The 22,520-nt window shown below is 36.2% G+C and carries 25 protein-coding genes; 4 read left to right on the top strand and 21 right to left on the bottom strand.

What is annotated here, in order from left to right:
* Nucleotides 1–24: 24 nt before the first annotated feature.
* The 6 genes from JEOSCH030_RS05795 to JEOSCH030_RS05770 form a co-directional block, all read right to left on the bottom strand.
* Nucleotides 25–330 carry a type II toxin-antitoxin system Phd/YefM family antitoxin gene (locus tag JEOSCH030_RS05795; protein WP_185125687.1) on the bottom strand — a complete coding sequence of 102 codons (306 nt, stop codon included), beginning with the start codon at nucleotides 328–330 and terminating at the stop codon, nucleotides 25–27.
* Between the two features lie 175 nt (nucleotides 331–505).
* Nucleotides 506–1,753 (bottom strand): peptidoglycan bridge formation glycyltransferase FemA/FemB family protein, encoded by a 1,248-nt coding sequence (locus JEOSCH030_RS05790; protein WP_185125686.1) that lies wholly within the window; start codon nucleotides 1,751–1,753, stop codon nucleotides 506–508.
* 24 nt (nucleotides 1,754–1,777) lie between these two features.
* Nucleotides 1,778–3,040: an aminoacyltransferase gene (locus tag JEOSCH030_RS05785; RefSeq protein WP_185125685.1), complete on the bottom strand. Its 1,263-nt coding sequence runs from the start codon at nucleotides 3,038–3,040 to the stop codon at nucleotides 1,778–1,780.
* Nucleotides 3,041–3,057: 17 nt separating this feature from the next.
* Nucleotides 3,058–4,308, bottom strand: coding sequence for an aminoacyltransferase (locus JEOSCH030_RS05780; RefSeq protein WP_185125684.1), 1,251 nt, complete (start codon nucleotides 4,306–4,308; stop codon nucleotides 3,058–3,060).
* A gap of 154 nt (nucleotides 4,309–4,462) precedes the next feature.
* Entirely contained in the window at nucleotides 4,463–6,193 is a 1,731-nt protein-coding gene (locus JEOSCH030_RS05775) for a GMC family oxidoreductase (protein WP_185125683.1), read from the bottom strand.
* A gap of 27 nt (nucleotides 6,194–6,220) precedes the next feature.
* On the bottom strand, nucleotides 6,221–7,003 hold the full coding sequence (locus JEOSCH030_RS05770; protein WP_185125682.1) for a gluconate 2-dehydrogenase subunit 3 family protein: 783 nt from the start codon (nucleotides 7,001–7,003) through the stop codon (nucleotides 6,221–6,223).
* A gap of 460 nt (nucleotides 7,004–7,463) precedes the next feature.
* On the opposite strand from JEOSCH030_RS05770, the gene JEOSCH030_RS05765 reads away from it, so the two are divergent.
* Both JEOSCH030_RS05765 and JEOSCH030_RS05760 read left to right on the top strand, forming a co-directional pair.
* Nucleotides 7,464–8,111 carry a sigma-70 family RNA polymerase sigma factor gene (locus tag JEOSCH030_RS05765; RefSeq protein ID WP_185125681.1) on the top strand — a complete coding sequence of 216 codons (648 nt, stop codon included), beginning with the start codon at nucleotides 7,464–7,466 and terminating at the stop codon, nucleotides 8,109–8,111.
* On the top strand, nucleotides 8,108–8,449 hold the full coding sequence (locus JEOSCH030_RS05760; protein ID WP_185125680.1) for a hypothetical protein: 342 nt from the start codon (nucleotides 8,108–8,110) through the stop codon (nucleotides 8,447–8,449). The genes JEOSCH030_RS05765 and JEOSCH030_RS05760 overlap by 4 nt, the downstream gene beginning before the upstream one ends.
* A gap of 4 nt (nucleotides 8,450–8,453) precedes the next feature.
* Here JEOSCH030_RS05760 and JEOSCH030_RS05755 read toward each other — a convergent pair whose 3' ends face one another.
* The 4 genes from JEOSCH030_RS05755 to JEOSCH030_RS05740 all read right to left on the bottom strand — a co-directional run bounded on the left by JEOSCH030_RS05755 (nucleotide 8,454) and on the right by JEOSCH030_RS05740 (nucleotide 11,658).
* On the bottom strand, nucleotides 8,454–9,317 hold the full coding sequence (locus JEOSCH030_RS05755; RefSeq protein ID WP_185125679.1) for a hypothetical protein: 864 nt from the start codon (nucleotides 9,315–9,317) through the stop codon (nucleotides 8,454–8,456).
* A 106-nt stretch (nucleotides 9,318–9,423) separates the two neighbouring features.
* Entirely contained in the window at nucleotides 9,424–9,675 is a 252-nt protein-coding gene (locus JEOSCH030_RS05750) for a hypothetical protein (RefSeq protein WP_185125678.1), read from the bottom strand.
* A gap of 23 nt (nucleotides 9,676–9,698) precedes the next feature.
* Nucleotides 9,699–10,970: a Y-family DNA polymerase gene (locus JEOSCH030_RS05745; protein ID WP_185125677.1), complete on the bottom strand. Its 1,272-nt coding sequence runs from the start codon at nucleotides 10,968–10,970 to the stop codon at nucleotides 9,699–9,701.
* Between the two features lie 319 nt (nucleotides 10,971–11,289).
* Nucleotides 11,290–11,658: a VOC family protein gene (locus tag JEOSCH030_RS05740; RefSeq protein ID WP_185125676.1), complete on the bottom strand. Its 369-nt coding sequence runs from the start codon at nucleotides 11,656–11,658 to the stop codon at nucleotides 11,290–11,292.
* Nucleotides 11,659–11,804: 146 nt separating this feature from the next.
* Here JEOSCH030_RS05740 and JEOSCH030_RS05735 point away from each other — a divergent pair, with 146 nt between their 5' ends.
* Nucleotides 11,805–11,900, top strand: coding sequence for a type I toxin-antitoxin system Fst family toxin (locus JEOSCH030_RS05735; RefSeq protein ID WP_185125675.1), 96 nt, complete (start codon nucleotides 11,805–11,807; stop codon nucleotides 11,898–11,900).
* 62 nt (nucleotides 11,901–11,962) lie between these two features.
* Here the strand turns inward: JEOSCH030_RS05735 and JEOSCH030_RS05730 are convergent, their stop codons facing one another.
* From JEOSCH030_RS05730 to JEOSCH030_RS05690, 9 genes are all read right to left on the bottom strand, one after another.
* Nucleotides 11,963–12,316 (bottom strand): DMT family transporter, encoded by a 354-nt coding sequence (locus tag JEOSCH030_RS05730; protein WP_185125674.1) that lies wholly within the window; start codon nucleotides 12,314–12,316, stop codon nucleotides 11,963–11,965.
* A 9-nt stretch (nucleotides 12,317–12,325) separates the two neighbouring features.
* The gene (locus tag JEOSCH030_RS05725) at nucleotides 12,326–12,634 is read right to left on the bottom strand and encodes a DMT family transporter (RefSeq protein ID WP_185125673.1); all 309 of its coding nucleotides are present in this window, start codon (nucleotides 12,632–12,634) and stop codon (nucleotides 12,326–12,328) included.
* Complete coding sequence (locus JEOSCH030_RS05720; protein ID WP_185125672.1) at nucleotides 12,635–13,171, bottom strand: TetR/AcrR family transcriptional regulator; 537 nt, start codon at nucleotides 13,169–13,171, stop codon at nucleotides 12,635–12,637. It abuts the gene before it with no gap.
* Between the two features lie 153 nt (nucleotides 13,172–13,324).
* Nucleotides 13,325–14,503, bottom strand: a complete 1,179-nt coding sequence (locus tag JEOSCH030_RS05715) for a M24 family metallopeptidase (RefSeq protein WP_185125671.1) — start codon at nucleotides 14,501–14,503, stop codon at nucleotides 13,325–13,327.
* Between the two features lie 26 nt (nucleotides 14,504–14,529).
* Nucleotides 14,530–14,784 (bottom strand): hypothetical protein, encoded by a 255-nt coding sequence (locus JEOSCH030_RS05710; RefSeq protein WP_185125670.1) that lies wholly within the window; start codon nucleotides 14,782–14,784, stop codon nucleotides 14,530–14,532.
* A 106-nt stretch (nucleotides 14,785–14,890) separates the two neighbouring features.
* Nucleotides 14,891–15,484 carry a YdcF family protein gene (locus JEOSCH030_RS05705; protein WP_185125669.1) on the bottom strand — a complete coding sequence of 198 codons (594 nt, stop codon included), beginning with the start codon at nucleotides 15,482–15,484 and terminating at the stop codon, nucleotides 14,891–14,893.
* A gap of 94 nt (nucleotides 15,485–15,578) precedes the next feature.
* A complete protein-coding gene (locus JEOSCH030_RS05700) occupies nucleotides 15,579–16,829 on the bottom strand; it encodes a cytochrome P450 (RefSeq protein ID WP_185125668.1) in 1,251 nt (416 codons plus the stop codon).
* Between the two features lie 359 nt (nucleotides 16,830–17,188).
* The gene (locus JEOSCH030_RS05695; protein WP_185125667.1) at nucleotides 17,189–18,160 is read right to left on the bottom strand and encodes an LCP family protein; all 972 of its coding nucleotides are present in this window, start codon (nucleotides 18,158–18,160) and stop codon (nucleotides 17,189–17,191) included.
* 139 nt (nucleotides 18,161–18,299) lie between these two features.
* On the bottom strand, nucleotides 18,300–19,739 hold the full coding sequence (locus tag JEOSCH030_RS05690; RefSeq protein ID WP_185125666.1) for a vWA domain-containing protein: 1,440 nt from the start codon (nucleotides 19,737–19,739) through the stop codon (nucleotides 18,300–18,302).
* A gap of 206 nt (nucleotides 19,740–19,945) precedes the next feature.
* On the opposite strand from JEOSCH030_RS05690, the gene JEOSCH030_RS05685 reads away from it, so the two are divergent.
* Nucleotides 19,946–20,914: a DUF1002 domain-containing protein gene (locus tag JEOSCH030_RS05685; RefSeq protein ID WP_185125665.1), complete on the top strand. Its 969-nt coding sequence runs from the start codon at nucleotides 19,946–19,948 to the stop codon at nucleotides 20,912–20,914.
* A 111-nt stretch (nucleotides 20,915–21,025) separates the two neighbouring features.
* On the opposite strand, the gene JEOSCH030_RS05680 is transcribed toward JEOSCH030_RS05685, so the two are convergent.
* Both JEOSCH030_RS05680 and JEOSCH030_RS05675 read right to left on the bottom strand, forming a co-directional pair.
* Entirely contained in the window at nucleotides 21,026–21,196 is a 171-nt protein-coding gene (locus JEOSCH030_RS05680; protein ID WP_185125664.1) for a hypothetical protein, read from the bottom strand.
* Between the two features lie 10 nt (nucleotides 21,197–21,206).
* Complete coding sequence (locus tag JEOSCH030_RS05675; RefSeq protein ID WP_185125663.1) at nucleotides 21,207–22,442, bottom strand: MFS transporter; 1,236 nt, start codon at nucleotides 22,440–22,442, stop codon at nucleotides 21,207–21,209.
* Between the last annotated feature and the right edge of the window lie 78 nt (nucleotides 22,443–22,520).

The raw sequence follows: 22,520 nt of genomic DNA, 5'->3' as shown, positions 1-22,520 counted from the left end.
GGCGATAAAATTCTTCTTTAACACTTAATCCCAATCTTCATATAATTGCATGTCTTTTATTCTTTCAAACGCATCATGATCAACTGAAAATGTTTTCTCATCTGAGTTCGCAATATTATCACTCACAGTTAACTCATCAATCACATCATATAAGGATTCAATCTCATCTAAGGCAAATTCGTATTGTGCTTTACTCATTAAAACGCCAGCTGATTCGTTTTCGTCCAGAACATGTATAACTCGTTTTTCTTTTTCTGCAGTTTCAAATACCTTATTTGGGTCTTGTTTTAGGTCTTTGATATCAATATTAATGGATCTAGATGAATTCACTTTGACACCTCCTTATTTATTCAGTGTACATTTACCCATTAATCAGTATTTTAGACGTATTTTTTTAATAAAAATCAGCATTCAAATCCATTTTTATATTTTCTGAATTTTTAAATTTTTATATATATGCCCATTATATGACAAAAACCAGAACTTTACAGTTCTGGTTGTCATCTTATATCTTACCTAGCGTACTTGCCACCATATAGACAGCTTTATTGAAGACTTTATCAAAGGTACCTGGTAATTCTTCTATATACGGCATATAACCGCGTTTAAATCGATACACACCATAGTCCTTGGATTCTTCTGTGAAGTCTCCTGTTAAGCCAAAGAAATTAAAGCGTTTAAGTCCTAATTCTTGGGCTTTTTTGATCATTTCCCAAGTTGCAAAGTTGGTGCCTTTAAAGAATGACAGTTCTGGATAGCTTCCGCTAAATAGATATACCATTTCTTGGTTATTGTAATAGTACATCCCTACCGATAAATCGAGTTCTGTACCAAATTCAGCTTTAAATTCTCCCATTTTCTCAATTCTTTTCAGCTTACTTGCTAACTGTTCTTTATGTTCGTTCAGACGTTTTTTCTCACGTTTGGTTGCAGTGTTTGCTGCCATTTTTTCTTCAATGTCATTGATATTTTGTTCTTCCTCAGCTTTTTCATCTTGCAATTGCTGCAGGTAGTTATCAACATTGACATGGGTTAAGATGAGATACATACGGTCTTTTAATGTATTGAGTAAGTTTTTCACTTTTTCTCTTGGTACTGGATCAAAACCGATGCGCTCTTCTGTTTCTTTGTAAATATCGATAAACTTATCGTATTCATCTTCTTGGAGTAGCTTCAGTTCTAAAGGCATAATCTCCGTTTGACGGGTATTATAGCGCGTAGTTGTATCCATTTCTTTTAAGATTTGATCTAAGGGCTTATCGACATCGATGACAGCTTGGTAACGAAGGAGTTCTTCTGTCACAAGCTCTTTAGTGAAACCGTGATGTGTGTAGCCTAAGTCTTCATAGATTTTTATAATTTCTTGATTGTTTCTCGGATCATCTTCTAAAATATTTCCGTCATGGTCTCTCATTTGATAGACAGTGTATGGTGAATGAATCATCTTCAATGCGCCGTTCTTTTTAGCATATTGGTCGATGCCTTCTAAGAAGAATTTTAAGTCTTCATTATTAAAATCTTTTAGTAAAGGTCCAGTATGCGATGTAAATAGCCTATATTTTTTTAGGACTGATGTGGCACTTAACATGGACACACCGATGAGTGCTTCTCCATCAAAGAGTCCGAGTAAATGCGTCTCATTTACGCCTGAAATATAGTCATAAAACAAAGGATCATGAAAATAATGCATATGTCCTTGATAGTCTTTTAAGAACGATTTAAAGTCTGTTTCTTCTATTGGTCTGACTTCCATTACTGGATCAACCCTTCTCTTTTATTACTTATTAAGGCCAAGTTTAGCTTTTACTTTATAGATATTGTGGTGGAATGGTGAAATGACTTTAACAAAATCACCGACTAATTCTTCAATTTCAGCGTTAAATCCACGCTTGAATCGATAAACACCATAGTCTTCCCCATCTTCAGAGAAGTCACCGCTCACACCGTAGAAGTTATAACGTGCAATGTTATGTTCCATACAGTATTTCATCATTTCTAGGTGCATCTTATATGGTCCAACGAATTGTGGATATTCTGATGTACTTGCACCTGAATTGTAGACTAATTCATATGGTGTGTCGAAGTAAATACCAGCAGCAAGGTCTAAGACATTACCTTCTTTTTCATGGATGACTTTTGCTTCTTCTAAATCTTTATTTAAGTTAGCAACTTGTTTTTCTAACTCTTTAATTTTATTTATTGTTTTATCGTTTTTATTTTCTTTTGCTTCCATGATAACTAGACGGCCTTCCACATCTTCTAGTTGAGCTGTTAAATTACTAACGTACTTATCTAACTCAATATAGGCTAAAGGAATTAAGACCTTATCGCCGTATGCTTTTTTGAAGTTAGTGAAGTAAGACTTAGGATCTGGATGTGTAAAGAAGCCTTGACGTTCTGATGTATCTGCATAAAGTTTAAGGAATTTATCAATTTCATCTACTTCTAAGAAACGTAATTCCACACCGTATTTTTGAGCTTTTTTAATGTTACGCTTACGCTGTGAATCAAAGGACTTCACTAATTCATTTTCATTGTTGAAAGGTGACACGTCTAAAACACTCATCCAACGCGCTTGAGAGGTTTTAGAATAGCCTCTTGTAAAGCCTTCATGGCCGTAACCAAGCGATTCTAGCAACTGAATGAGTTCGTCTTGAGGCTCATAATCCGTTTTTTCATTAACATCCTTATCGTATTTTTTGTAGATCCAGTTCGGGTCCACTTTGACGTAAGAACAGTTGTTTTTACTTAAGTAGTCTGTTAGTTCTTCAAAGAAAAATCTAACTAAGACAAGATTGTGATAGTCAAGCACAGGTCCACGGTTAGAGTAATAGAAATGCTTACCCATTACAGTTGGTTGTAAAGTAAATAGACAAGCTGCAATCACTTTGCCTTCATCATCTTTAACACCAAGCAATTTAACTTCTTGACCATCCATTTCACGATTCTTTTTATTTTCTATCATTTGGAAAAAGGCAGACGCGTGCCCTTCTTCAATGAAGGATTGATATTCTTCATCTGTAAGTTCTAAGAATTTCATGTCTTCTATCCCCTATCTTATTTGTTACGTAGCTTATTCAACGCCTGATACGCCTTATAAGCCGGTCCATTAATCGGTTTAATGAAGTCTCCGATATATTCATTCACAACAGCATTGAAGCCTTTTTTAAATTGGATGACACCGTAGTCTTCAGCATTTTCAGTGAAGTCTCCACTGATTCCGTAGAAGTTATACTGGTCAATGCCTTGTTCAAGTGCATATTTAATCATGGTCCACTGGATTAAATATGAGCCAGCAAAGTGTCTAAAGTCGTTATCTGTTCCACCTGATAAGTAAGTGACTTCGTGTGGTGTCACAATGAAGTAGGCACTAGATAATGGTAAATCTTTACCATGAGTCGATAAAAGTGCTTGTCCTTCTTTTAACTTAGCATCGATGTTTGTGAGTTGCTCAGATAAGTTTTTAATTTTATTCGCTTGTTTTTCATTGTTTGGATCTTTATCCAGTGCACGTTGTGCTTTTTCAATATTTTTCTCTAGTTTTTCTTTGTCCTTTTGAGTCGCTGCATTGTAGTCTTCTAAGTCAACATACACCATTGGAATCAAGACTTGATCTTTAAAGTACTTTTTACGCTCGATGTAGAAGCTGTCATCTCTATCAAAGAACTCTTTCATCTCTGAGGTATCTTTCATAAATTTACGGAAGATATCAATGTTGTCTAAGTCTAGATATTTAATATGCAGACCGTTCTTTTCAGCTTTTTTAATATTTCTTCGTCTTAAGTTATCCATGTCATCAAAGACTTGTTTTTCTGATTTTCCTTCTAAATCTAAAACAGAATGCCAACGGACTTGGACAATCGGGTCAAAACCGTTTCTAAAGCCGTCATGGTCGTAACCAAGTGCTTTAAAGTTATCAAAAATGTAATCATTGTTCATGCTCTCAATGATTTCACCTTCGTGGTTTCTCTTATTAATCACTTCATATGGGTCGACTCTGACATAGAGTACTTTTTTCGTTTTTAAGAAGTTCGTTAAACCATCGAAAAAGGTCTTAAACACTGCCTCATCACTATAATCGAGGACTGGCCCTCTGTTAGTATATGCGTATTTAAAGATCTTCATAACAGGTGTTAAAGTGACTAAGCAAGCAGCTTTTACTGTTTCTTGATCCTTTACACCGACTAAATAGGTCTCGATGCCACTGTCTACTTTTAATTGATAGTTCTCTTTTGTTTGAGTAAAGTGACTGAAATTCTCTGTCGTAAAGTCATTAAACTCACTTAAACTTAGCTCTGTAAATTGCATAATGGCACTCCCGTTCATCAATACTTAATCTCTAATATAGTAACAGATTTAACAATCAGTTTCATCTAATATAGGTATTCTCGCTACATGTAACATCAATATTTTCAAATAAAAACCCCCCTTTAAGTGTCTTTCAACTTAAAGGGGGTGAGACTTAGTCTTCTAGTCTTTGATTGTCTTTATGATATTTAATGACACCTTCTGCACAGCGGTAAGCAATCGCACCGACTGTACCTGTTGGGTTGTTACCTGAGTTATGAACGAAGGTACTTGAACCTGCAACAAATAAGTTGTCACGGTCCCAGTGTTGTAACCAAGTATTTACTACACTGTTTTCTGGATCGGTTCCCATCGGTGTACCACCTGAAATGTTAGTAGATTGATAAGGTACAATATCATAATTACCTAAGTCATCATTATCAACATCGATGTGTTTAGCACCCATTTGCTCAACAATTTCTGCACATTTCTCAGTTAAATATTTATTTCTAGCATTGTCTTGTTCGGTCCAGTTGTAAGTAAGCATCACTTGTGGATTACCGAAGGCATCTTTATATGTCTCATCTAAATCCAAGTAGTGATCTCTATGTGGACCAGTATGTGCCATCGTATAAACTTCTAGTGTTCTAGTGAAGTTATTAATGGATTCTTTCTTAAACTCTTCACCCCATGCTGGTGTGTCTTTACGAGTGGTATTCGTTAAGATTGGACGGCTACCTGTTTGAACGAAGTGAATGGATCCACCATGTATGAAATCAAGATCTTCATGGTCAAAGTTGTCTCCATTATAATCATCCGCAATCATACCAAGTGCCCCAGCACCCATAAAGGTATTGAACTGTTCATCGAAGAAACCAGTGGCACCTAAACCGGTTTGATAGCAGTAGTTACTACCTAGTGTCCCTTTTTCAGTTTCTGGATTGTATTGTTCACCGATGTCAGAGACTCTAAGTAATTTGTAGTTATTAAATAAGAAACTTGTGAGTACAACCACATCAGCAGGTTGGAAGAACTCTTCACGTGTTTCTGTATCGATAAATTTAACACCAGTGACTTTTTTATCGTCATTTTCGTCTGTAACGATTTCAGTCACGTTGGAGTGATAACGAATTTCATAATTCCCAGTTTTTTCTGCTGTTTTTAATACTGTGACATCTGGCGTTGCTTTAGCATCGTATTCACACGCAAAGCGTTCACAGAAGGCACAGTACTGACACGGATTCAATGTTTCGCCATCTGGGTTTTCGTAACTTTGTGACATGTTAGATGATGGCATCATAATTGGATGTAAGTCTAATTCTTGGGCTGCTTTTTCAAACATTTTTAATGTTTTTGTCTTGATCATCGGAGGGTTTGGATATGGGCTAGAACGCTTTTCACCTAGCGGGTTTTCCTCACCACTGACCCCTGCAGTTTTTTCGAATTTATCGTAGTATTTTTCCATCTCATCAAAAGTAATTCCCCAGTCACGGTAACGTAGACCAGAATCTTCAGCGAGCTTTTCTTTACCATATCGTTCTTCTGTCATGGATTTGATTTCAAAGTCATAGGCCATGTAACGGTCAGTTTGACCATTCCAGTGTGTCCCTGCACCACCACGTCCACTACCTGGTAAGAATGAACCTAAACGGCGAACAGGTAAAGCACGTTCGTCTCTAGAGTTTCTAAAGGTGAGTGTTTCAATAGATGTGTCTTGCATTAACTCATAACGCTGTGCGTATTTTAATTCATCATGAACGTGTTGGTAATCATTTGTATCACGGTAACCCCCACGTTCTAAACTTTTTACTTTAAGTCCTTCTTTGGATGTCTCTGCAGCAACGATTCCGCCAGTCCAACCTGCACCAATTGTGACGACATCCACTTTATCTAATTCTTTTACCAATTCTATTTCCTCCTATAATCTCAACTATTAGCCAAAGTTAGGCAATGGATCGATATCTTGAAATTCGTCACTCTCAATAACATCTAAGTAAGAGTGCTGGTGTCCTGGGAACTGTTTCATCTTCCAGCCCGCCATGTCTCTGTTCCCTCTGTAAATCGGGTCTGAGTAAACACCGTCTAAAGTTGCTTCACGTAACAGTTGGAAAAAGTAAGCTGAAGTTGCTGTACTTTTCGGTACATTGAAGTCGACTTTGTCTGCTTCAAAATCTTTCAAGATATCATCTTGTTGTCCTGCTTCTAATTGAGAGAAGGCTGTCTCGTGACGGTCATTCGCTTCTTCTTGTAGTTTACGAATACCAAGTTTAAAATAAGACGCACGATTTAGGTTAGATTGATAACCTTGTGTGTCTGTTCCTTCGTAAAAAGGACCTTGCATGTATTCTCTTGAATTACGACCGTATGAACCTGCAAGCTGTGCGTCTAAAAAGTAAGCTGCACCAAGTGCTTTTGCCCCTGGACCAATATCATCCTCTGGAAAAATTCTTTCCATTGCTGCTTCGATTGTGTTGAAATCTTCGTCGTTAGCAAAGAAAATTCGACCAGCCTCTGGAATTGTTGTACCACTAGCCTCAGAATCACCTGAAGCTTCAGAACTTCCTGCTTCATCCTTTGTGACAGTTTCCTCACTGTCTAGGTCTTGTAAGTTAAAACCGACCAACCCACCGAGCAAACTACCACCGATAATACCTCCAGTTGCGGCTCCAGTGGTCTTTAAGAAATCACGTCGTGAAAATTGCTTTTCCTTCGCCATTTCATTTACCTCCATATCTTTCTATCTATAATATTGGGAAATATATCCTACAATAGGATATTATAACATTCAAAATTTAATATGTAAGAGATAAAATTCATAATAAGTGTAATATAATATTAGATTATTCACTTTATTTAGATATCTAAATTGTTAGTCTAACATTTAATTTTGGCTTTGAGATAAAAAGTGCTCAGAGGATGGATTTAAGGTGGATGAACGCAAAAAAAGGCTAGACATAAGCCTAGCCTTGAAATCAAAAATCGATGAAAATTCCATTGGGTATGTCAAAAATCATGTTAAATGGAAAAAAGAACCTGGAAAACTATATTTCAGATTTCCAAGTCCTTTTACACTTTTTAAATTAGCCTATTTAAACTAATTATATAAAATTCGCTTTTTTAGGCTAATTAATATATAATTGCCTTATTAAGCTAAGGAGTTGATTCATATTTTATCTATGCTGATTATGGATGTATCGAATAGTACTAAGGCACCAGAGGAGATATACAATCATCTTACTTTTATAGAAAAAAAGTTGCAGGCTTTAAATACAGATAAACACAAAGTATATGTTAATTACCGTATGGGAGATGAGCTCTTTATTCTGTCAGATAAAGAGAACTATACTGCTCTCTTGTCTCTTTATGTAAAAATTCTCTGGCCCGCTTCTGACTTTCCATTAAAGTGTAGTTTCCACAGTGTAGACATTCCTTTTCCTGAAGGTAATCCCGAACACTGGAATCATCCATCCATTAAAAATGTGAGAGAATCGCTCCAAGCTATCAAGAAATCAAACATCCAGGATTTTGCTAGTCCAGATATGTCTAAAGGGATCGAGATTGCTTTAATGTATGCGACGGACATCTTTAGAGGATTAACTAAAATACAGCAAGAGACCATGCAGTATTATTTAGCAGGAGTAAGTCAAAAAGAGATTGCTAAAGAAACAGAGCGGTCAGAACCGACCATTTCTAAACATTTGCGATTGTCACGTGTAAAGCAGTTAGTAGAGATTATTGATTACCTTAAATCGACTTATCAACTAACTTCTGATGAATTAGTCGATCAGCTCCGAAATATCACACAATCAGGAGGTCAGTCATGACACTTTTAATTATTGTTGGTATTGTCTTTTACTTACTAAGTGGATTTTTCATTAAAATTATTTTAGAAATTTTATCCGGTGAGAAAAACACAGAAACCGACCGTATTGGAATGACGATCGGCTACTGCGAAAGGTTGCTGACTATAGCATTTGTGATATTAAATCAATACACTGCACTTGGACTCTTAGTTGCTGCCAAATCTATTCTCCGCTTCTCAAGCGATAAATCTGACGAGTCTGTTCGTAAAGAAAGTGAGTATGTTCTAGTAGGAACTATGTTGTCATTGGTTTTTGGTATTGTGAATGGTTTGATATTCGTGTTTGCTTTTAAAGCATAATCTCTTACTGATATTTACTCAATATTCTCTGCCATTCTTCCTGTGCATCTTGGTCTCCTGAGACTTCGAATCTTGAAGCGGGTGCATATTCTCCGCGTGTACCGTCATCATTGAATTCACCGAATCCTGATGACAGGCTCGTTTCTTCTTTGACTGAAATGTGTTCATAGACTACTCCGTTATCGGCTAACATATATTTATGGATATCTGTACCATCTATGGCCATAGTCTGATAGCCAGATGCAGTGCTTTCTACTTCTGTATTTTCATCTGCACCATAGTCTCCACTAATGGGTTGATAAAATACAATACCTCCGATTGCGTGGATATTAAATGCATCGAATCCCGGATTGTCTTGATCCTGTACTTGTACATCACCATGGGGTGTTGTTGCATACCAGTCACCACGTCCTGCAGCACCATGACCAAAGTAGTAATCATTAACTGCCATTCCACCTACCTCAGCTCGCTCTACTGCCCAAGTGTAAAACTCATCTACCATAGCTTGTTTTTCTGCATCTGTGAATTCTCTAACTGCTGTTTCTTGATGTGCTTCGTCTTCAGCCACTTCAGTGTTATCTTCTGCACTTTCATCGGTTTCTTCTGTTTCTTCATTTTGTGATTCTACATCAGGTTCAGAGTCACTGCTTTCTTCTTGAGCCTTATCCGCTTCACTCGTATCACTGGATTCTTCGTCCTCAGAGCTTTCTTCTGTCTCTACCTCTTCACTATCATTATTCTCTGCTTCCTCATTTGTTTCACTTTCTGCAACTTGCTGGCTTTTTTCATTGACCGCTTCATCTTCAGTATCTCCACTGTTACATGCAGCAAGCATCAGTACTGCCATCACACTCACAACTCTTTTCATCGACTGACCTCCAAAAAATATTACCATTTAATTTATATCTACCATTTTTATCTTTACATCAAACCTGATAAAAACAAAATAAAAAGAGCAGAATTGTCTGCTCCTTTTAAAAGAAAATGCGGATTAAGAAGATACCAACAATATTGATAATCATAGAGGAAAGCAGTAATTTCTTATCTCTACCTTCTCCGGACTTGGTAATAATCAATACTAGGACACTTAAGAGGGCGAGGGCAATTGCTATATAATGCGGTAAGCCAAATGGTGACAGGTAAATATTAGTCAGGTCATTGGCAGCAAATGTGGTAATCAAATAGACTAAATTGACGACAGATAGTATCAATATACCAATTCGCATATCATCACTTCCATAGTATGACTCTACCTTTTATGCCCCGCTATTAAACCTTCTCTTAATTTCAAGGTAGAGGCTTCTGTACAGCTGATGGCTCTCATAATGGATAGCTGTCCATATTTTTCTTTCACGTCATCTATGGTCTTCATTAAGGCTTCTTCTCTTAAGAGTTGGTCGGTGTCTTGAAAGAGTGAGATTTGCTTGGCACTGTCTGGTATAAAGTTCGACAATGAGACCGATATGGTTCGATAAAGTGCATAGGGATCTGCCATTCTACTTAGATGCTTCCAGACTAATTTCATAATATCCATTTCATTATTCGATCCTGCATTAATGGTGAACTGTTTACGATAAACATGACCGTCTTTAGTGCCGACTGTAAAATGGACGGTTCTCGCGAGTTGTTTCATCAACCGCATTCTGTGAACAACTTCATCGATATGTTCGAATAAGACGACATAGGTTTCTTCGAAGCGGTAGTCTCTCATCAGTATTTGGCTTTTAGCAATAGAAGGTGAATGGACAACGTGCTTTTGACTAATCTGACTAAAATCAATACCGTTGGCATGGAGATGCCAGTCAACACCAATAATGCCAAAGTCTTTTTTCAAATAAGTATAGGGATAATTTGCTAGGTCCCCTACGGAAAAGATTCCGCGTTGATTGAGTTTCTTTTCACTGCGTCGATTTATCCCCCAAAATTTACTGAGTGGTTTTATCCTCCAAAGTTTCTCTGGTACGTCTTGGTAACGCCATTCTGTAATACCGTCTGGCATGTGTTTCGCTTCTATATCTAAAGCGACCTTACTTAATAAAAGATTGCCACCGATACCAATCGTCGAATGAATATGTGTTTCGTCATAGATTTCATCCTGGATCATTTTAGCGAGTGCTTTGGGACTATCTGCAAATAGATGATAACTATGGGTAACATCCATAAAGAACTCATCGACGGAGTATTGATGAAAGTCTTCAGGCGCGATATATTTTAAAGCAATCTCTGAAATACGTTTGGTGTAATCTAAATACACTTTCATCGACGGATTGATAATATAAATATCACTTCTACTTGGGATTTCAAATAGTCTAGAACCTGTCTTAATGCCGAGTTTCTTTAACTCAGGTGTCGCTGCGAGTACGACAGAACCGATGCTTTTAGTATCCCCTACGACCGCGAGCTTGACCTTCATAGGATCGAGCCCTTTTAAGATACAAGAGACACTGGCAAAGAAGCTTTTTAAATCTACGCAGAGAATATCTCGCTCGGGACAGAGATGATAATTATATAATTTATACATATAGACCCTCCTATATCGAACATATGTTCTATATTAGCATGGATGGTCATATTTTTTTAGTATTAAAACTTAAAAGGCATATAAAAAAACACCAAATGCATTTTTTAGGCACTTAGTGTTTTGAAAGATGCTGTCTGATCAACGACTTTTTAAATCATTATAATCTTCTATAGCATACAAAAAACCACCAAATGCTCTTCCCAGCATTTAGTGGTTTGGTGAAGCCATGAATACTATTTTTGTTACTTTTAATTTAACATATGCAGAATTATATTACCAGTTTGAAGTATTTATTTCATTCAATCGTTCTAATATATAATTATAACCACTCTAAGAATTCTAATCGATTACCAAATGGGTCATGAAGATAGAATCGTTCTGCACCTTCTAAGCTGTTATCTTCTATAATCTCTACATCTAGTTCCAGTAGTTTACTTCTTAAGTCTTTTATAATTTTAACTTCAAAGGCTGGATGTGCTTTCTTAGCAGGATGAAAATCATTTTCTACTCCGACATGTAGTTGGTGATGACCGACTTGAAACCAAACGCCGCCTCTTTTAGCTAGTTGATCAGGCTTTCTGATTTCCTGGAAACCTAACTTCTTACCATAGAATGCTCTTGCTTCATCTTCTTGATTTCTTGGTGCTGCAACTTGTACGTGATCGATACCTTGATAAGAATATGTCATTCGAATCCCCCTTATTTACTCAATAATAACATTAATTCAAAGGATAAAAATCACTTCACACAATAGAACATACGTTCTATTTTTGTTATAATTATTATATCGCCTATTCTTCCCGGGCGAAGTCTATCCGGGAGGGGGTGAAAGCCATGGATCCTATTTTTGTCTATTTTGTTGGACCAATCGTCGTTGGTTGCATCGTCCAACTGTTCAAGCACTGGCTTGAATTACAAAGAAAAGACTAGGCGATAAGCACTAGAGCCCCGACTTGTTCTTCCCAACAGGTCGGGGTTGTGTTATGCCTAATTTAAACGACACTTTCTTCTGTCTCTTCTTTGTTACCTGACATATTCATTACAATGACACCGACAATAATAATGACTAAACCACTGATATTGATTAGGGTTAATACTTCATTAAACAAGAAGATACCCACTATGGCAGTACCGACTGTACCGAGTCCTGCCCAGACGCTATAGGCAATACTCAGTGGAATGCCTCTTAAAGCGATGACGAGTAGTGTAAATGATATCGCGTAACCGATGAATAAGGCAATGGTCGGTCCAATGACTGAGAAGCCTTGAGATAGGTTTAGCATGGAGGTTGCGAACACTTCAAATAATATTGAAACAATTAGTATTGAAAAGTATTTTAAATTCATATTTTCTCCTTACACTCTCATTAAGACAACACCAGCAATGATTAAGATGATGCCGATGAGTCCATTTTTTGTGATTTGTTCTTTAAATACTAAAAATCCGACCATAGCTGTAAATGCTGTTCCTACCCCGCTCCATACAGCATAGGCAAAGCTTAGCGGTAAGGTGACGACGGCGAGTGATAGTAAGAAAAATGCGAGTATATAACCGCCTGCAATGCCGACAATATAGAGTTTATTATCGTTTGTTGCTGTCATTTTCATCATGGTGGTTCCGAATACTTCAGAGAGTATGGCACCGAGTAAATAGATATAAGGCATTTATATCACTTCCGCTTCTAGAGTTTGAATATAGTTGGTAATGATTTTTTCCATTTTTTCTTTATAGAAAGCACCAATTTTATAAGTTAAGGTAAACCAGATACCATCACATATCATTCTGAGTTCAAAAATTTTATCTTCGTCACCTTGATCGTTTTTAAAAGATTGATCCCAAAGGTTGGATGTCTCTTCCCATAGTGCTTTACTTGAACTGTCTTCATGAGAAGAAATAAAGACTGCAGGTAAGAGTATGTTTTCAGAGTCATTGATGTAGTCAAGTGTGGCTAAAGCGTAGGCTCGACTATATCGGTATGGTCCACTTAATTTTCTAATATGTGTATCGATACGATTATCAAATTCTTGAATGACTTTTTTATTCATATTGAGTAGGATATCTTCTTTACTATCAAAGTGATAAAGTACCCCACCTTTCGTTAATTCAGCTTTCTCTGCTAAATAACTCATTGTTAACTTTTGAATCCCTTCGTCATTGACAATTCGTGCGGCTTTTATTAAAATTTCATCTTTTTTCGTCATGATTATCTCCTATTAACTATACTGAACGTACGGTATAGTAATTATGACAAATACCTATAAAAATTACAAGGAAAATATTTAAAATCTTGATTTTTTACATAAGAAAATCCCCTCATACGTTGAATACGTACAAGAGGATAATCGAAATATTAATCAACAAATTAGAGAGTCAATATCTCTTGGATAATACGTGAGCATTTCCATTCCTGTTTCTGTAATTAACACTGTATCAGAATGTCTAAATCCACCTAGACCTTTGACATAAATCCCTGGTTCTACAGTGACAACCATACCAGGTTCCATTATTGTGTCATCTCCTAAATCAAAGAATGGTGCTTCATGTCCTAACAGTCCAATATTGTGGCCTGTATGGTGTTTAGTCAAGTGTGTTATACCAGTTTCTTTATAATATTTTTGAACCGCTTCTTCTACAGAGGAATATTTCTCTCCTGGTTTAATGGCATTAAATGCAACTTCTTGTGCATCATACATATATTTAAAATACTTCTCTTGATCATTATTATATTCACCTACAAACATCACTCTTTCAAGTTCACTGTGATATCCAAACACATCAGCGGCAGCACCTGTTACCAAGGTATCGCCTGTTTTAAATACTGCATTTTGCGTCACAGCATGAGGGAATGCAGATTCAGCACCAATCTGACCTCTGTATATAGCATAAGCAGTTTTTCCGTGAGGTTTATAACCTGGACCTAAAGTTTGAGTCATTGCCATTGTTGCATCGATAGAAGCTCTGTTCGTAACTTCTATCTCTTCTTTTCCTGCTTCCGTGTATTTTTGAAGTAGCTTATGTGCAAGATTTCCCCATCGACAGGATTCTTTAATTAACTCTATTTCGTTATCTGACTTAATAAATCTCATTTCTTCTATAATTGTAGAGATTGAAATAAATGAATTTGCAGTGATAAGCGTATCAACACTTGGACCTCTATAACCATTAGGTGATCCGTATCCGATTGAGTCATAACCAATATTTTTGTTTTCAAAATTGTATTCTTTTAACACGTCTTTAAAGTATTCCATAGGGTGTCTTAAACCTGGATATTCAGGGTAAGAATGAACCTCATCAATTACACTGTATTGTTCAGCATGTTCGTGTTCTAATGATGGTACGAATAAATGATATTTTTCGCTAGGATCTACAATCAAACCCATCGGTCTTTCTGTAGCATGGAAGTGAAAACCAGTCAGGTAAAATATGTCTGTTACAGAAAATATAATTGCACAATCACTGCCTTGATTTTGAAATCTCTTTATAAATTCCTTTTGTCTTTGTCTAAATTCCTCTGTTGGAATTTTTAAAATCATACTTCCACCTCATTTAAATTATATTACTACTCTCTTGTGACATTACGTAAGTCTAGTAGGTTGTTGTTATCAATTTTTAGTCCACTAATATTACTTTGATATGCATTTAAGTTTTCAGGGTATCTAATGAAGATCGCTGGAGCTTCATCAATCAGAATTTCTTGAGCTTGTTTGTAGATTTCTTCGCGAGCGCCTTCATCTGATTCTTTCTTACCTTCATCTATAAGTGCATCAAATTCCTCATTAGAAAATAAGGAGCGGTTACCAGCGCTACCAATCATATCTGAATGGAAGAGCGTTGATAGTAAATAGAGAATAGTCTGTTAATTTAAGTGATAAGTCTCTAAATAATATAAAAAACCTGACATTAAACATAAAAGTTTAATATCAGGCCTCATTACCTTCATATGCATCAGGTACATCTATAAAATTATATAAACCAAGTCTGTAACCCCATAATTTATAAAATTCAGTGAACCAGAGTCTTTTAGCACCAGGACGCTCGTTCCATTTCTCTCCATTAGTACCGAGAGCTGAGATATAAGTTAACTCATATTGTCCGTCATTGACTCTGTCATAAATCATTTTAGACCGCTTCAAGTGATAATCACTTGTCACAACAAGTGCACTGTTAAAGTCATATTTACCCATTAACTTTAAGGTTTCTGTTGCATTAGTGTAAGTACTCGTCGCCTTATGTTCTTCTATAATCGCAGACTGTGGAATTCCTAATTCAATTGCGTACTCTGTACTTTGTGAACGGATCGATTCTATCTCTGGTGAAATCATTACATAATCTGCATACCCATTATGATATAGTTCTGCAGATTTCTCTAATCGACCGCTATCACCACCGAGCATTATAATAACATCTGCTTTTTTTGGTGAATCAGTCTTATTATGATTAAAGCTATCTATAATTACGACCATCATCAACATTAATGAAATACACATTAAGATGACTGCTATTTTTATTTTCATGGTTATCTCCTAGTAGTGTTAACTCTGTAACATGAATCATAATAGCACACAGCTAGTTTAAATTGGAAGTAAAGATAGATTAAAATTGCATGAGTTATTTAATACGTGTTGGCTTAATCTTCACTTTGTCATTGGGAACAGCTGGGATATCGTTAAATTCGAAACCAAAATTTTGTTCTGGCACTTCGAATTCTAGATGATTGACTAAAAAGTCGAGTGTTGTTCTCATCATGACGATTGTGATAAACTCCCCTGCACAGCGGTGACCGAAGTCGTAAGATCCACCACCTTGTGGAATAAAGTTGAATGGTGTCTCTTGCCAACCTTCAAATCTTTCGGGTTTAAATTCATCAGGATCTACCCAATCGTCTGGATGACGGTTAGTACCGTATAAGTCTAGTAGCGTTAAAGTACCTTCTTTAAACTCGTAACCTTGCCATTCGAAATCGAGTTTCACTCGTGCGACTGCGAATGGGAAGAAAGGATAATAGCGTCTGACTTCTTGAATGAACCATTCTAATTGTTGTCCATTTGCAGATTTCAATTTCTCTGCAGAATTTGGATGTTCGTGAATAGCTAGACCAATCATTGCAACCCATACACTGATAGCATTAATTGGACGAATAAGGTTTAAAAGCTCGACTGTAGCAATTTGTGAGTCTAATAGTTCACCGTTTAAATCTTTATGCATAGCAAAGTGATATAGTGCTCTATCTTTGTCTGCTTCAAGCTCACCGTTTCTAACACCTTCAATGAGTCCTTTAATCCAGTCCTCTGTTTCAGATCTAGATTTACGTCCTTTCCAGTGTTGGATTCCAAGTGATGCAGGTGATTCGTATAAATCAGCAATCTGACTTGCACGAGCTTCGTTGTCTTCATCTTGTAGAGACACTCCAACCCAGTCACAAGCTACTTTTAGAAAGACAACTTTTGCAGCTTCGTATAACTCAACTGTGTCATTCCAGTCAATTTCTTCAAAATATTCGTGCCAGTATTTCTGTGTTAAATCTTCTATTTCATCCATCGCTTTGTTATCCATTAAAGACATGAACATCGATTTACGGTTTTTGTGCTCATCACCGTCTAGACCTTGGACGCCACCTTCACCGAAAAGAGTTTTTTGTACTCTGACTGGTGCCGCATCACTGCGGCTGAAGCGGGTGTTGTCGTAAAACAGTTCAGCGAGTTCACTACCTGTAAGGCAGATTGTCTTTTCACCGAGGATACGTGTTTCGAAAATGTTCGTGTGCATTTCCTTGTCACGGTTCATGACGAATTCGTAACCTTCTTTAAGAACTCTTAAAGTCTTGTCGAAACCAGAATCTTTTGGCATATTTGAATTCATTTAAACACTCCTAAAATCTATATTAGTAATATCTACCCTTCTATGATTGAAAATATGTATATCTATTCCACTATTAAGTGAAACTCTATTACAAATGGGGATACGATATAGTCTAAGTAGGCATAAATTTGAACCTGTTATGTTTTGGGAGTAATCTTAGAGTGTTTAGCTTGTTATCAATATCGTTAAATTGGCAAAACACATTTATTTTTAACTAAAGCATTAATAAAATAAACCCATCCGTTAGCTTTTCTGGGGCATCACGTGAGCATATATCCTCACGATGATATTTTCTCCTAGAAGTCTAACGAACGGGTTTGTAATATAGTTTATTTTGTTATTCGTTTAGCGTTATTCATCTATTCTTCACTACTACCTTCTAAAAACTCCTGCAAGGCATTTGAATTCGTTTCAAAGTCCATGTCGATGACATTTCCTGTATAAGACGTATCCATAAATTGATAGGTATTATCGAGCGGTAAGGTCAAGGTATCAATGTCTTTATTACCACGGATGAGGTAACTCGAAATCATCCTATACATTTCACCGTTGGTCATTGAAGTATCGACATATCCCATACCAGTACCTAAAATTTTAGGCAGTTTTACTACACCACCCACACTGATAATCTCATCTTTTAGAGCTGCTATGACTTGTTGCTGCCGTCTCACTCGTCCAAAGTCGCCTTCTTCATCATTTCTAAATCTGGCATAAGCTAGTAAGTCTTTACCATTTAAACGTTGAACGCCTTTTTCTAAAGTGGTATCAATTTTTTCTGACATATCTTTTTCAACATCTATTTCTATTCCATCAGGATTGACAACATTTACTGTTTCTGTAAAAGCATCATAGTCCACCGTAATATATTCTTCAACTTCCACACCAAAGTTATGTAAGATCACTTCTCTTAAAAGATCCATACCGCCTAGTGAATAGACCGCATTAATTTTATAGTTCTGATAACCAGGTATTTCCACAAAGATATCACGCATTAAAGACACAAGTTTCATTTCTTTCGTCATATAGTCATACTGAGCAATCATAATGACATCTGTTCTTTCTGCACCTTCATCCATTCTATCTTTACCAACAATCAGCATTGTTTTCTTACCATCATTATTATCTACAGCATCAAACGTTTCAGGTTCTGTTTCCACACCATTTTCTTTAGCAGTATTTAAACCTGATTTATATGAAAACACAATATAAATCGGAATTATAATTATCAAAAGAAGCAAGATTAAAAGTGCAATCCCACGCTTCCTTATCTTCGTTTTCTTAACTGTTTTATACTCAATTTTGTCGCTTCTTCTCATTGTCTCTTTGTCCATTGTTTAAGCCCCTAAACCTTTCTAGGCACTTATTGTACGCCACTTTAATTATATAATAAAGTAATAACTGAAAGGGTAAAAACGTATTTAAACAGAAAAAAATATCCCTTAAGTTTATTTAAACCTAAGGGATAAGCATTTACTCTTCAGATTCTTCTACATCTTTTTTATACTTACTTTCAATCTCATCAAACTGCTCATTTACAGAGTCCCGTAATTTTTCTTTTTCTTCAAGCGTTGCATCATCCGCTTCATCATAATTTTCACTCAAATAATCTCTAACAATCAGATATCTCTCATTTGCCCATTCTTTTGCTTGTGGATATCTAAACTCTTGTGAGCTATTTAAAGATACATCATTTAAAACTCCAACAATACGATTGTCAGTTTGTCTGTTAGCAGTATTAGCTGCATTGACTAATTGAGTATTTTCGATTTGCTTATCATTACTCGCTTCTGTAATATTTTTTAAATTCTCATTAGACCAAGCACGATATTTAGTAAATAAAGCGAGCTTCTCTTGTTTTAAGACATGGCTTAGTTCATCAGGATTTGTGGCTGATAAGTACTCACCACCGTTTGCTTCAGTAATGTCGACCAAGGATTGGACTTCGTCATCACTGATATCAAAACCGATGATGTTTAGAACCGTTTCTACATTCTCATCTTCTGGAAGTGCTTCTACTGCTTCAACAGGATCACCGTGACATGTTTCTTTTCCATCACTCACTACATAAATTGTATGACTACCAGTCGAATCACTCTCTTCGATTACTTTCCCTACTTCTTCAATGGCAAGAGCTAAAGGTGTGAAGCCTTCACTATCATATTTATTTAAGGCTTCATTAAAGTCATCCGCTTCGTATTCTCCTAAAGCAAATGTTTCTTCTACTGCAGAACAGGATTTTTCTTCACTATCACCTTTATTATCTTTCTCATCACTTTCCTTATTAAAACCATAACTGATAAGGCTAACTTCAGTACCTTTTGGCATATCTTCTACAAATTGGTTAATTGACTCACGAGCTGCATCCATCTTTGTCTGTCCATCAATATCTTCTGACATACTTTCACTATTATCCATTAAAATATAAACATTGTTCTTAAGCGACAGCTCACCATCTTCAACTTTTAAGCCACCTGGTTTATCTGTAAGATCGACTAATTCTGGAGAAAAGTCTTGGAAATACTCAATGCCTTCTTTAACATCGGGGTGACCGCCGAGCATCTCTAATAATTTTTCATAGACTTCTTCGTCTGTCACATCACCATCATTCTCTTCTATAAAGTTAGTTAATTCTTCCTCAAGTTCTTTCTCACTTGCATCTAACATTGTCCCCTCTTCTTCCTCTAATACAGATTCTAGAGAAATTTCTATGTCATCTTCTGAGTTTGAGTCAGATTCAGATTCAGATTCATTATTATCATCTTCTGTCTGTTCTTCCTTGTCATCTGTCTCTTTAGCTTCTTCAGTTTGGTTCGTCTCTTCTTTTGAATCTGTTTCTTCCTCTGCATTTGTTTCTGCTGGCGCGCAAGCTGTTAATAAGAATAGTAGTCCAATTAATACACTTGTCCTCATCATGTCATCCCCTTTTATATTTTCACTTTTTTATAATATAACCTACTTATCTCTACTTAAATCCAAGATATAACAATTCGTTTGTAAATATTATGTAAATTATATTTTCAGCAATTCCTATGTAACTTTAATTATTTTTTAAGAATTATAAGTTAAAATAAGATAATGCTACATATGTAGCAAAGTTAGTCATAAGGAGTTTATATATGAATAAGAAGAGTGTTTTACTATTATTAGTTTTACTATTTTCAGTACTTCCATTTACATCACAAGATATTAAAGCAGCGTCTGAGTGGGATCAAGCAGTCACAGTTTACGGTGCGGCCTTAGAATCCAATCCTGATTTACAAGATCAAACTGCTGAACTACTTGGTGCGACTGATTCTGATATGGTTGACTTTGTATACAGTGAAGACGTCAATCAATACATTAACCAGAGCTATGACAATAGCGTTTTAATGTCGAGTATCCGTATTCAACAAACAGATGAAGGTAGTGGCTTAAAAATCAACATTGATGAGTCTTTAGGTAACATTACAATGATATCTGAAGAAACTTATCAAAACGCCTTACTCACTTCTGGTATTACAGATGCAGATGTTACTATTGCAGCAGCATCTGACGTAACTGGTGAAAGTGCCTTAGCTGGCGTTTATAAAGCTTACGCTAATCAAGGTGAGGAAATTGATCCTGAAAGAACACAAAATGCTCAAGATGAATTAGATGCAATCTCTGATATTTCTAGTGAAAACGAGAGCGTAGAAGGTTTTAGCCAAGTTCAATTGAACAAGGTCATCACTGAAGTGAAAGTTGAAATTATTAATAACTTTAACGGTGATGTGACTGAAGATCAGATTCGTACTATTCTTGACGAGAAATTAAATGCCAATGGTTTAGATGGAATTTTAAGCCAGGCACAGATTGACCGCCTAGTTGAAATCTTTAACCAGCTTAAAGACTCTGGAATCTTCACTGGTGAAGAGGCTCAAAAATTAGTCAATTCATCTGAAGACTTAATTAACAGAATTACTTCAAGTGATGCTTTTAAAGATGCTAAAGACAGTGCCACAGCACTTGGTAAGGATATTGCAGAATCAGAAGAAATTAATTCATTTATGGATGCACTTCGTGACTTCTGGGATCGTATAGTAGAATTCTTTAAAGGATTATTCTAAAAAAACAGCCTGAAAACTTATGTTTTCAGGCTGTTTTTACATATACTAACTAAATTAATCTTATTATATTTAAATATTTTTAATTCCATACTTTTTACTTGGTTATATCTTTTACTTACTATTTGAAGTCGCTTTATAGAGATTACGTCCAGCTATAAAGAGAATAATCGCTGCAACTAGGTAGACAATTGCCATAAGTAAACTATCTGAAAATGTCATAAAGACATTGATCAGTGATGCGATGCTTAAAATAATAAGGACGATGCTAAATACTTTTACCATTATTTTCTCCTTACGGATTACGCCACAGTATCTTACCTGAGCTTCTAGAATTAAAGATCTTTCTATAACGAATTGAAATAAAGATCGCTAAGGCTACAGCAAAACTTGCGATAATAATTTCAAAGATGAAAACTGACGAGACACCCACATGTCGATTAAGTAGTCCTGTTACATACGGTAGGACAATGAAAGCAATACTCGATGACAGTGTCACAAAGGCTGTACTAGTTCCTTTTTTCTCTGGGAAAAACTGTGCCATTAAAGTAACAGCAAGTTGGAAGAGTCCGGATGTGGACAGTCCTAACATAAAGGCAATGACGACTAAGATGTAATAGTTTTCTACGACTAAGAGTGACACCAGACTGATAATCGCAATGACCGGATAGATAATAAGAATGGTCACTGGTTTAAAGAGTCTATCTAGGAGTGTCGCTAGAATAATGACTGTAATAAAACCACCAAAGCTATAAATACTCAGTAAATTAATGGACTGTGATTCACTGAGGCCAATGATGGTTTCTGCGAAAGTCGCCATCCAAGTTTGGATAATTAAAAACAGACCAACTGAAGTAAAACCAATGACAATAACTGTGATACCTTCACGTTTAAACCTAGGTTTTTCCAAAAAGACTGTTTTCGGTTTTAGTTTAACATGTCTCTTTTTATAATTTTTAGGCGGTAGAAAGCCCCCATTCGCTTGAGGGAACTTCAGACTCAACAGATGAATCGCATTCATTAAAAAGACCGCAACCATAATGAAAAAAGTATAACCGTAGAACATATCTCTTGCCATAAAGAAAGTAATCATCAAAGGTAAGATTGTTGAACCTACAGACATAAAGGCCTTAACTAAAACTGTTGCTGAACTCGAACGATTGGGAAAGACTTCGATTAAGGCTGGATAAGAACTCGTATCTAAGAGAGAGTTTCCCATACCCGCTAATAAGGCAAATGCAAAAGCGACCCCATAATTTGGTGCAAAGGGTAAAGCACTTAAAAAGATAACGTAAAGTATACAGGCTGTAATAATCATCGGACGACGTCCGAGAGTATCCGATAACCTACCCGCAAATGACAAGGCAATGAGTTTACCAATTCCGATAGCTGATATTAAAGCAGAGATGGCAGCTGCATCGGTATTTAACTGTTCTGTTAAGAAACTCATATGTAGGGCAATAATCAAGTTGATCATGCCTAGTAAAATGTAGTTAATATAAATACTTGTGCCGATTCTAATCTGATGCATGACATGACCTTCCTTAATTTAAGTATTACAGTAGTATACCAAATATTTTAAAAAAAGGAAGATTGGCGCTTACGAGCG

Source organism: Jeotgalicoccus meleagridis (genome assembly GCF_903994045.1).
GTDB lineage: Bacteria > Bacillota > Bacilli > Staphylococcales > Salinicoccaceae > Jeotgalicoccus > Jeotgalicoccus meleagridis.
Note: the sequence above shows the minus strand (reverse complement) of the source record. Positions and strands in the feature narration are given on the sequence as shown.

Bases quoted from the DNA above. Each gene is read 5' to 3' on its own strand.
- JEOSCH030_RS05790 (WP_185125686.1), bottom strand. From the start codon at position 1,753: ATGGAAGTCAGACCAATAGAAGAAACAGACTTTAAATCGTTCTTAAAA.
- JEOSCH030_RS05785 (WP_185125685.1), bottom strand. From the start codon at position 3,040: ATGAAATTCTTAGAACTTACAGATGAAGAATATCAATCCTTCATTGAA.
- JEOSCH030_RS05780 (WP_185125684.1), bottom strand. From the start codon at position 4,308: ATGCAATTTACAGAGCTAAGTTTAAGTGAGTTTAATGACTTTACGACA.
- JEOSCH030_RS05770 (WP_185125682.1), bottom strand. From the start codon at position 7,003: ATGGCGAAGGAAAAGCAATTTTCACGACGTGATTTCTTAAAGACCACT.
- JEOSCH030_RS05765 (WP_185125681.1), top strand. From the start codon at position 7,464: ATGCTGATTATGGATGTATCGAATAGTACTAAGGCACCAGAGGAGATA.
- JEOSCH030_RS05760 (WP_185125680.1), top strand. From the start codon at position 8,108: ATGACACTTTTAATTATTGTTGGTATTGTCTTTTACTTACTAAGTGGA.
- JEOSCH030_RS05755 (WP_185125679.1), bottom strand. From the start codon at position 9,317: ATGAAAAGAGTTGTGAGTGTGATGGCAGTACTGATGCTTGCTGCATGT.
- JEOSCH030_RS05750 (WP_185125678.1), bottom strand. From the start codon at position 9,675: ATGCGAATTGGTATATTGATACTATCTGTCGTCAATTTAGTCTATTTG.
- JEOSCH030_RS05745 (WP_185125677.1), bottom strand. From the start codon at position 10,970: ATGTATAAATTATATAATTATCATCTCTGTCCCGAGCGAGATATTCTC.
- JEOSCH030_RS05740 (WP_185125676.1), bottom strand. From the start codon at position 11,658: ATGACATATTCTTATCAAGGTATCGATCACGTACAAGTTGCAGCACCA.
- JEOSCH030_RS05735 (WP_185125675.1), top strand. From the start codon at position 11,805: ATGGATCCTATTTTTGTCTATTTTGTTGGACCAATCGTCGTTGGTTGC.
- JEOSCH030_RS05730 (WP_185125674.1), bottom strand. From the start codon at position 12,316: ATGAATTTAAAATACTTTTCAATACTAATTGTTTCAATATTATTTGAA.
- JEOSCH030_RS05725 (WP_185125673.1), bottom strand. From the start codon at position 12,634: ATGCCTTATATCTATTTACTCGGTGCCATACTCTCTGAAGTATTCGGA.
- JEOSCH030_RS05720 (WP_185125672.1), bottom strand. From the start codon at position 13,171: ATGACGAAAAAAGATGAAATTTTAATAAAAGCCGCACGAATTGTCAAT.
- JEOSCH030_RS05715 (WP_185125671.1), bottom strand. From the start codon at position 14,503: ATGATTTTAAAAATTCCAACAGAGGAATTTAGACAAAGACAAAAGGAA.
- JEOSCH030_RS05710 (WP_185125670.1), bottom strand. From the start codon at position 14,784: ATGATTGGTAGCGCTGGTAACCGCTCCTTATTTTCTAATGAGGAATTT.
- JEOSCH030_RS05705 (WP_185125669.1), bottom strand. From the start codon at position 15,484: ATGAAAATAAAAATAGCAGTCATCTTAATGTGTATTTCATTAATGTTG.
- JEOSCH030_RS05700 (WP_185125668.1), bottom strand. From the start codon at position 16,829: ATGAATTCAAATATGCCAAAAGATTCTGGTTTCGACAAGACTTTAAGA.
- JEOSCH030_RS05695 (WP_185125667.1), bottom strand. From the start codon at position 18,160: ATGGACAAAGAGACAATGAGAAGAAGCGACAAAATTGAGTATAAAACA.
- JEOSCH030_RS05690 (WP_185125666.1), bottom strand. From the start codon at position 19,739: ATGAGGACAAGTGTATTAATTGGACTACTATTCTTATTAACAGCTTGC.
- JEOSCH030_RS05685 (WP_185125665.1), top strand. From the start codon at position 19,946: ATGAATAAGAAGAGTGTTTTACTATTATTAGTTTTACTATTTTCAGTA.
- JEOSCH030_RS05680 (WP_185125664.1), bottom strand. From the start codon at position 21,196: ATGGTAAAAGTATTTAGCATCGTCCTTATTATTTTAAGCATCGCATCA.
- JEOSCH030_RS05675 (WP_185125663.1), bottom strand. From the start codon at position 22,442: ATGCATCAGATTAGAATCGGCACAAGTATTTATATTAACTACATTTTA.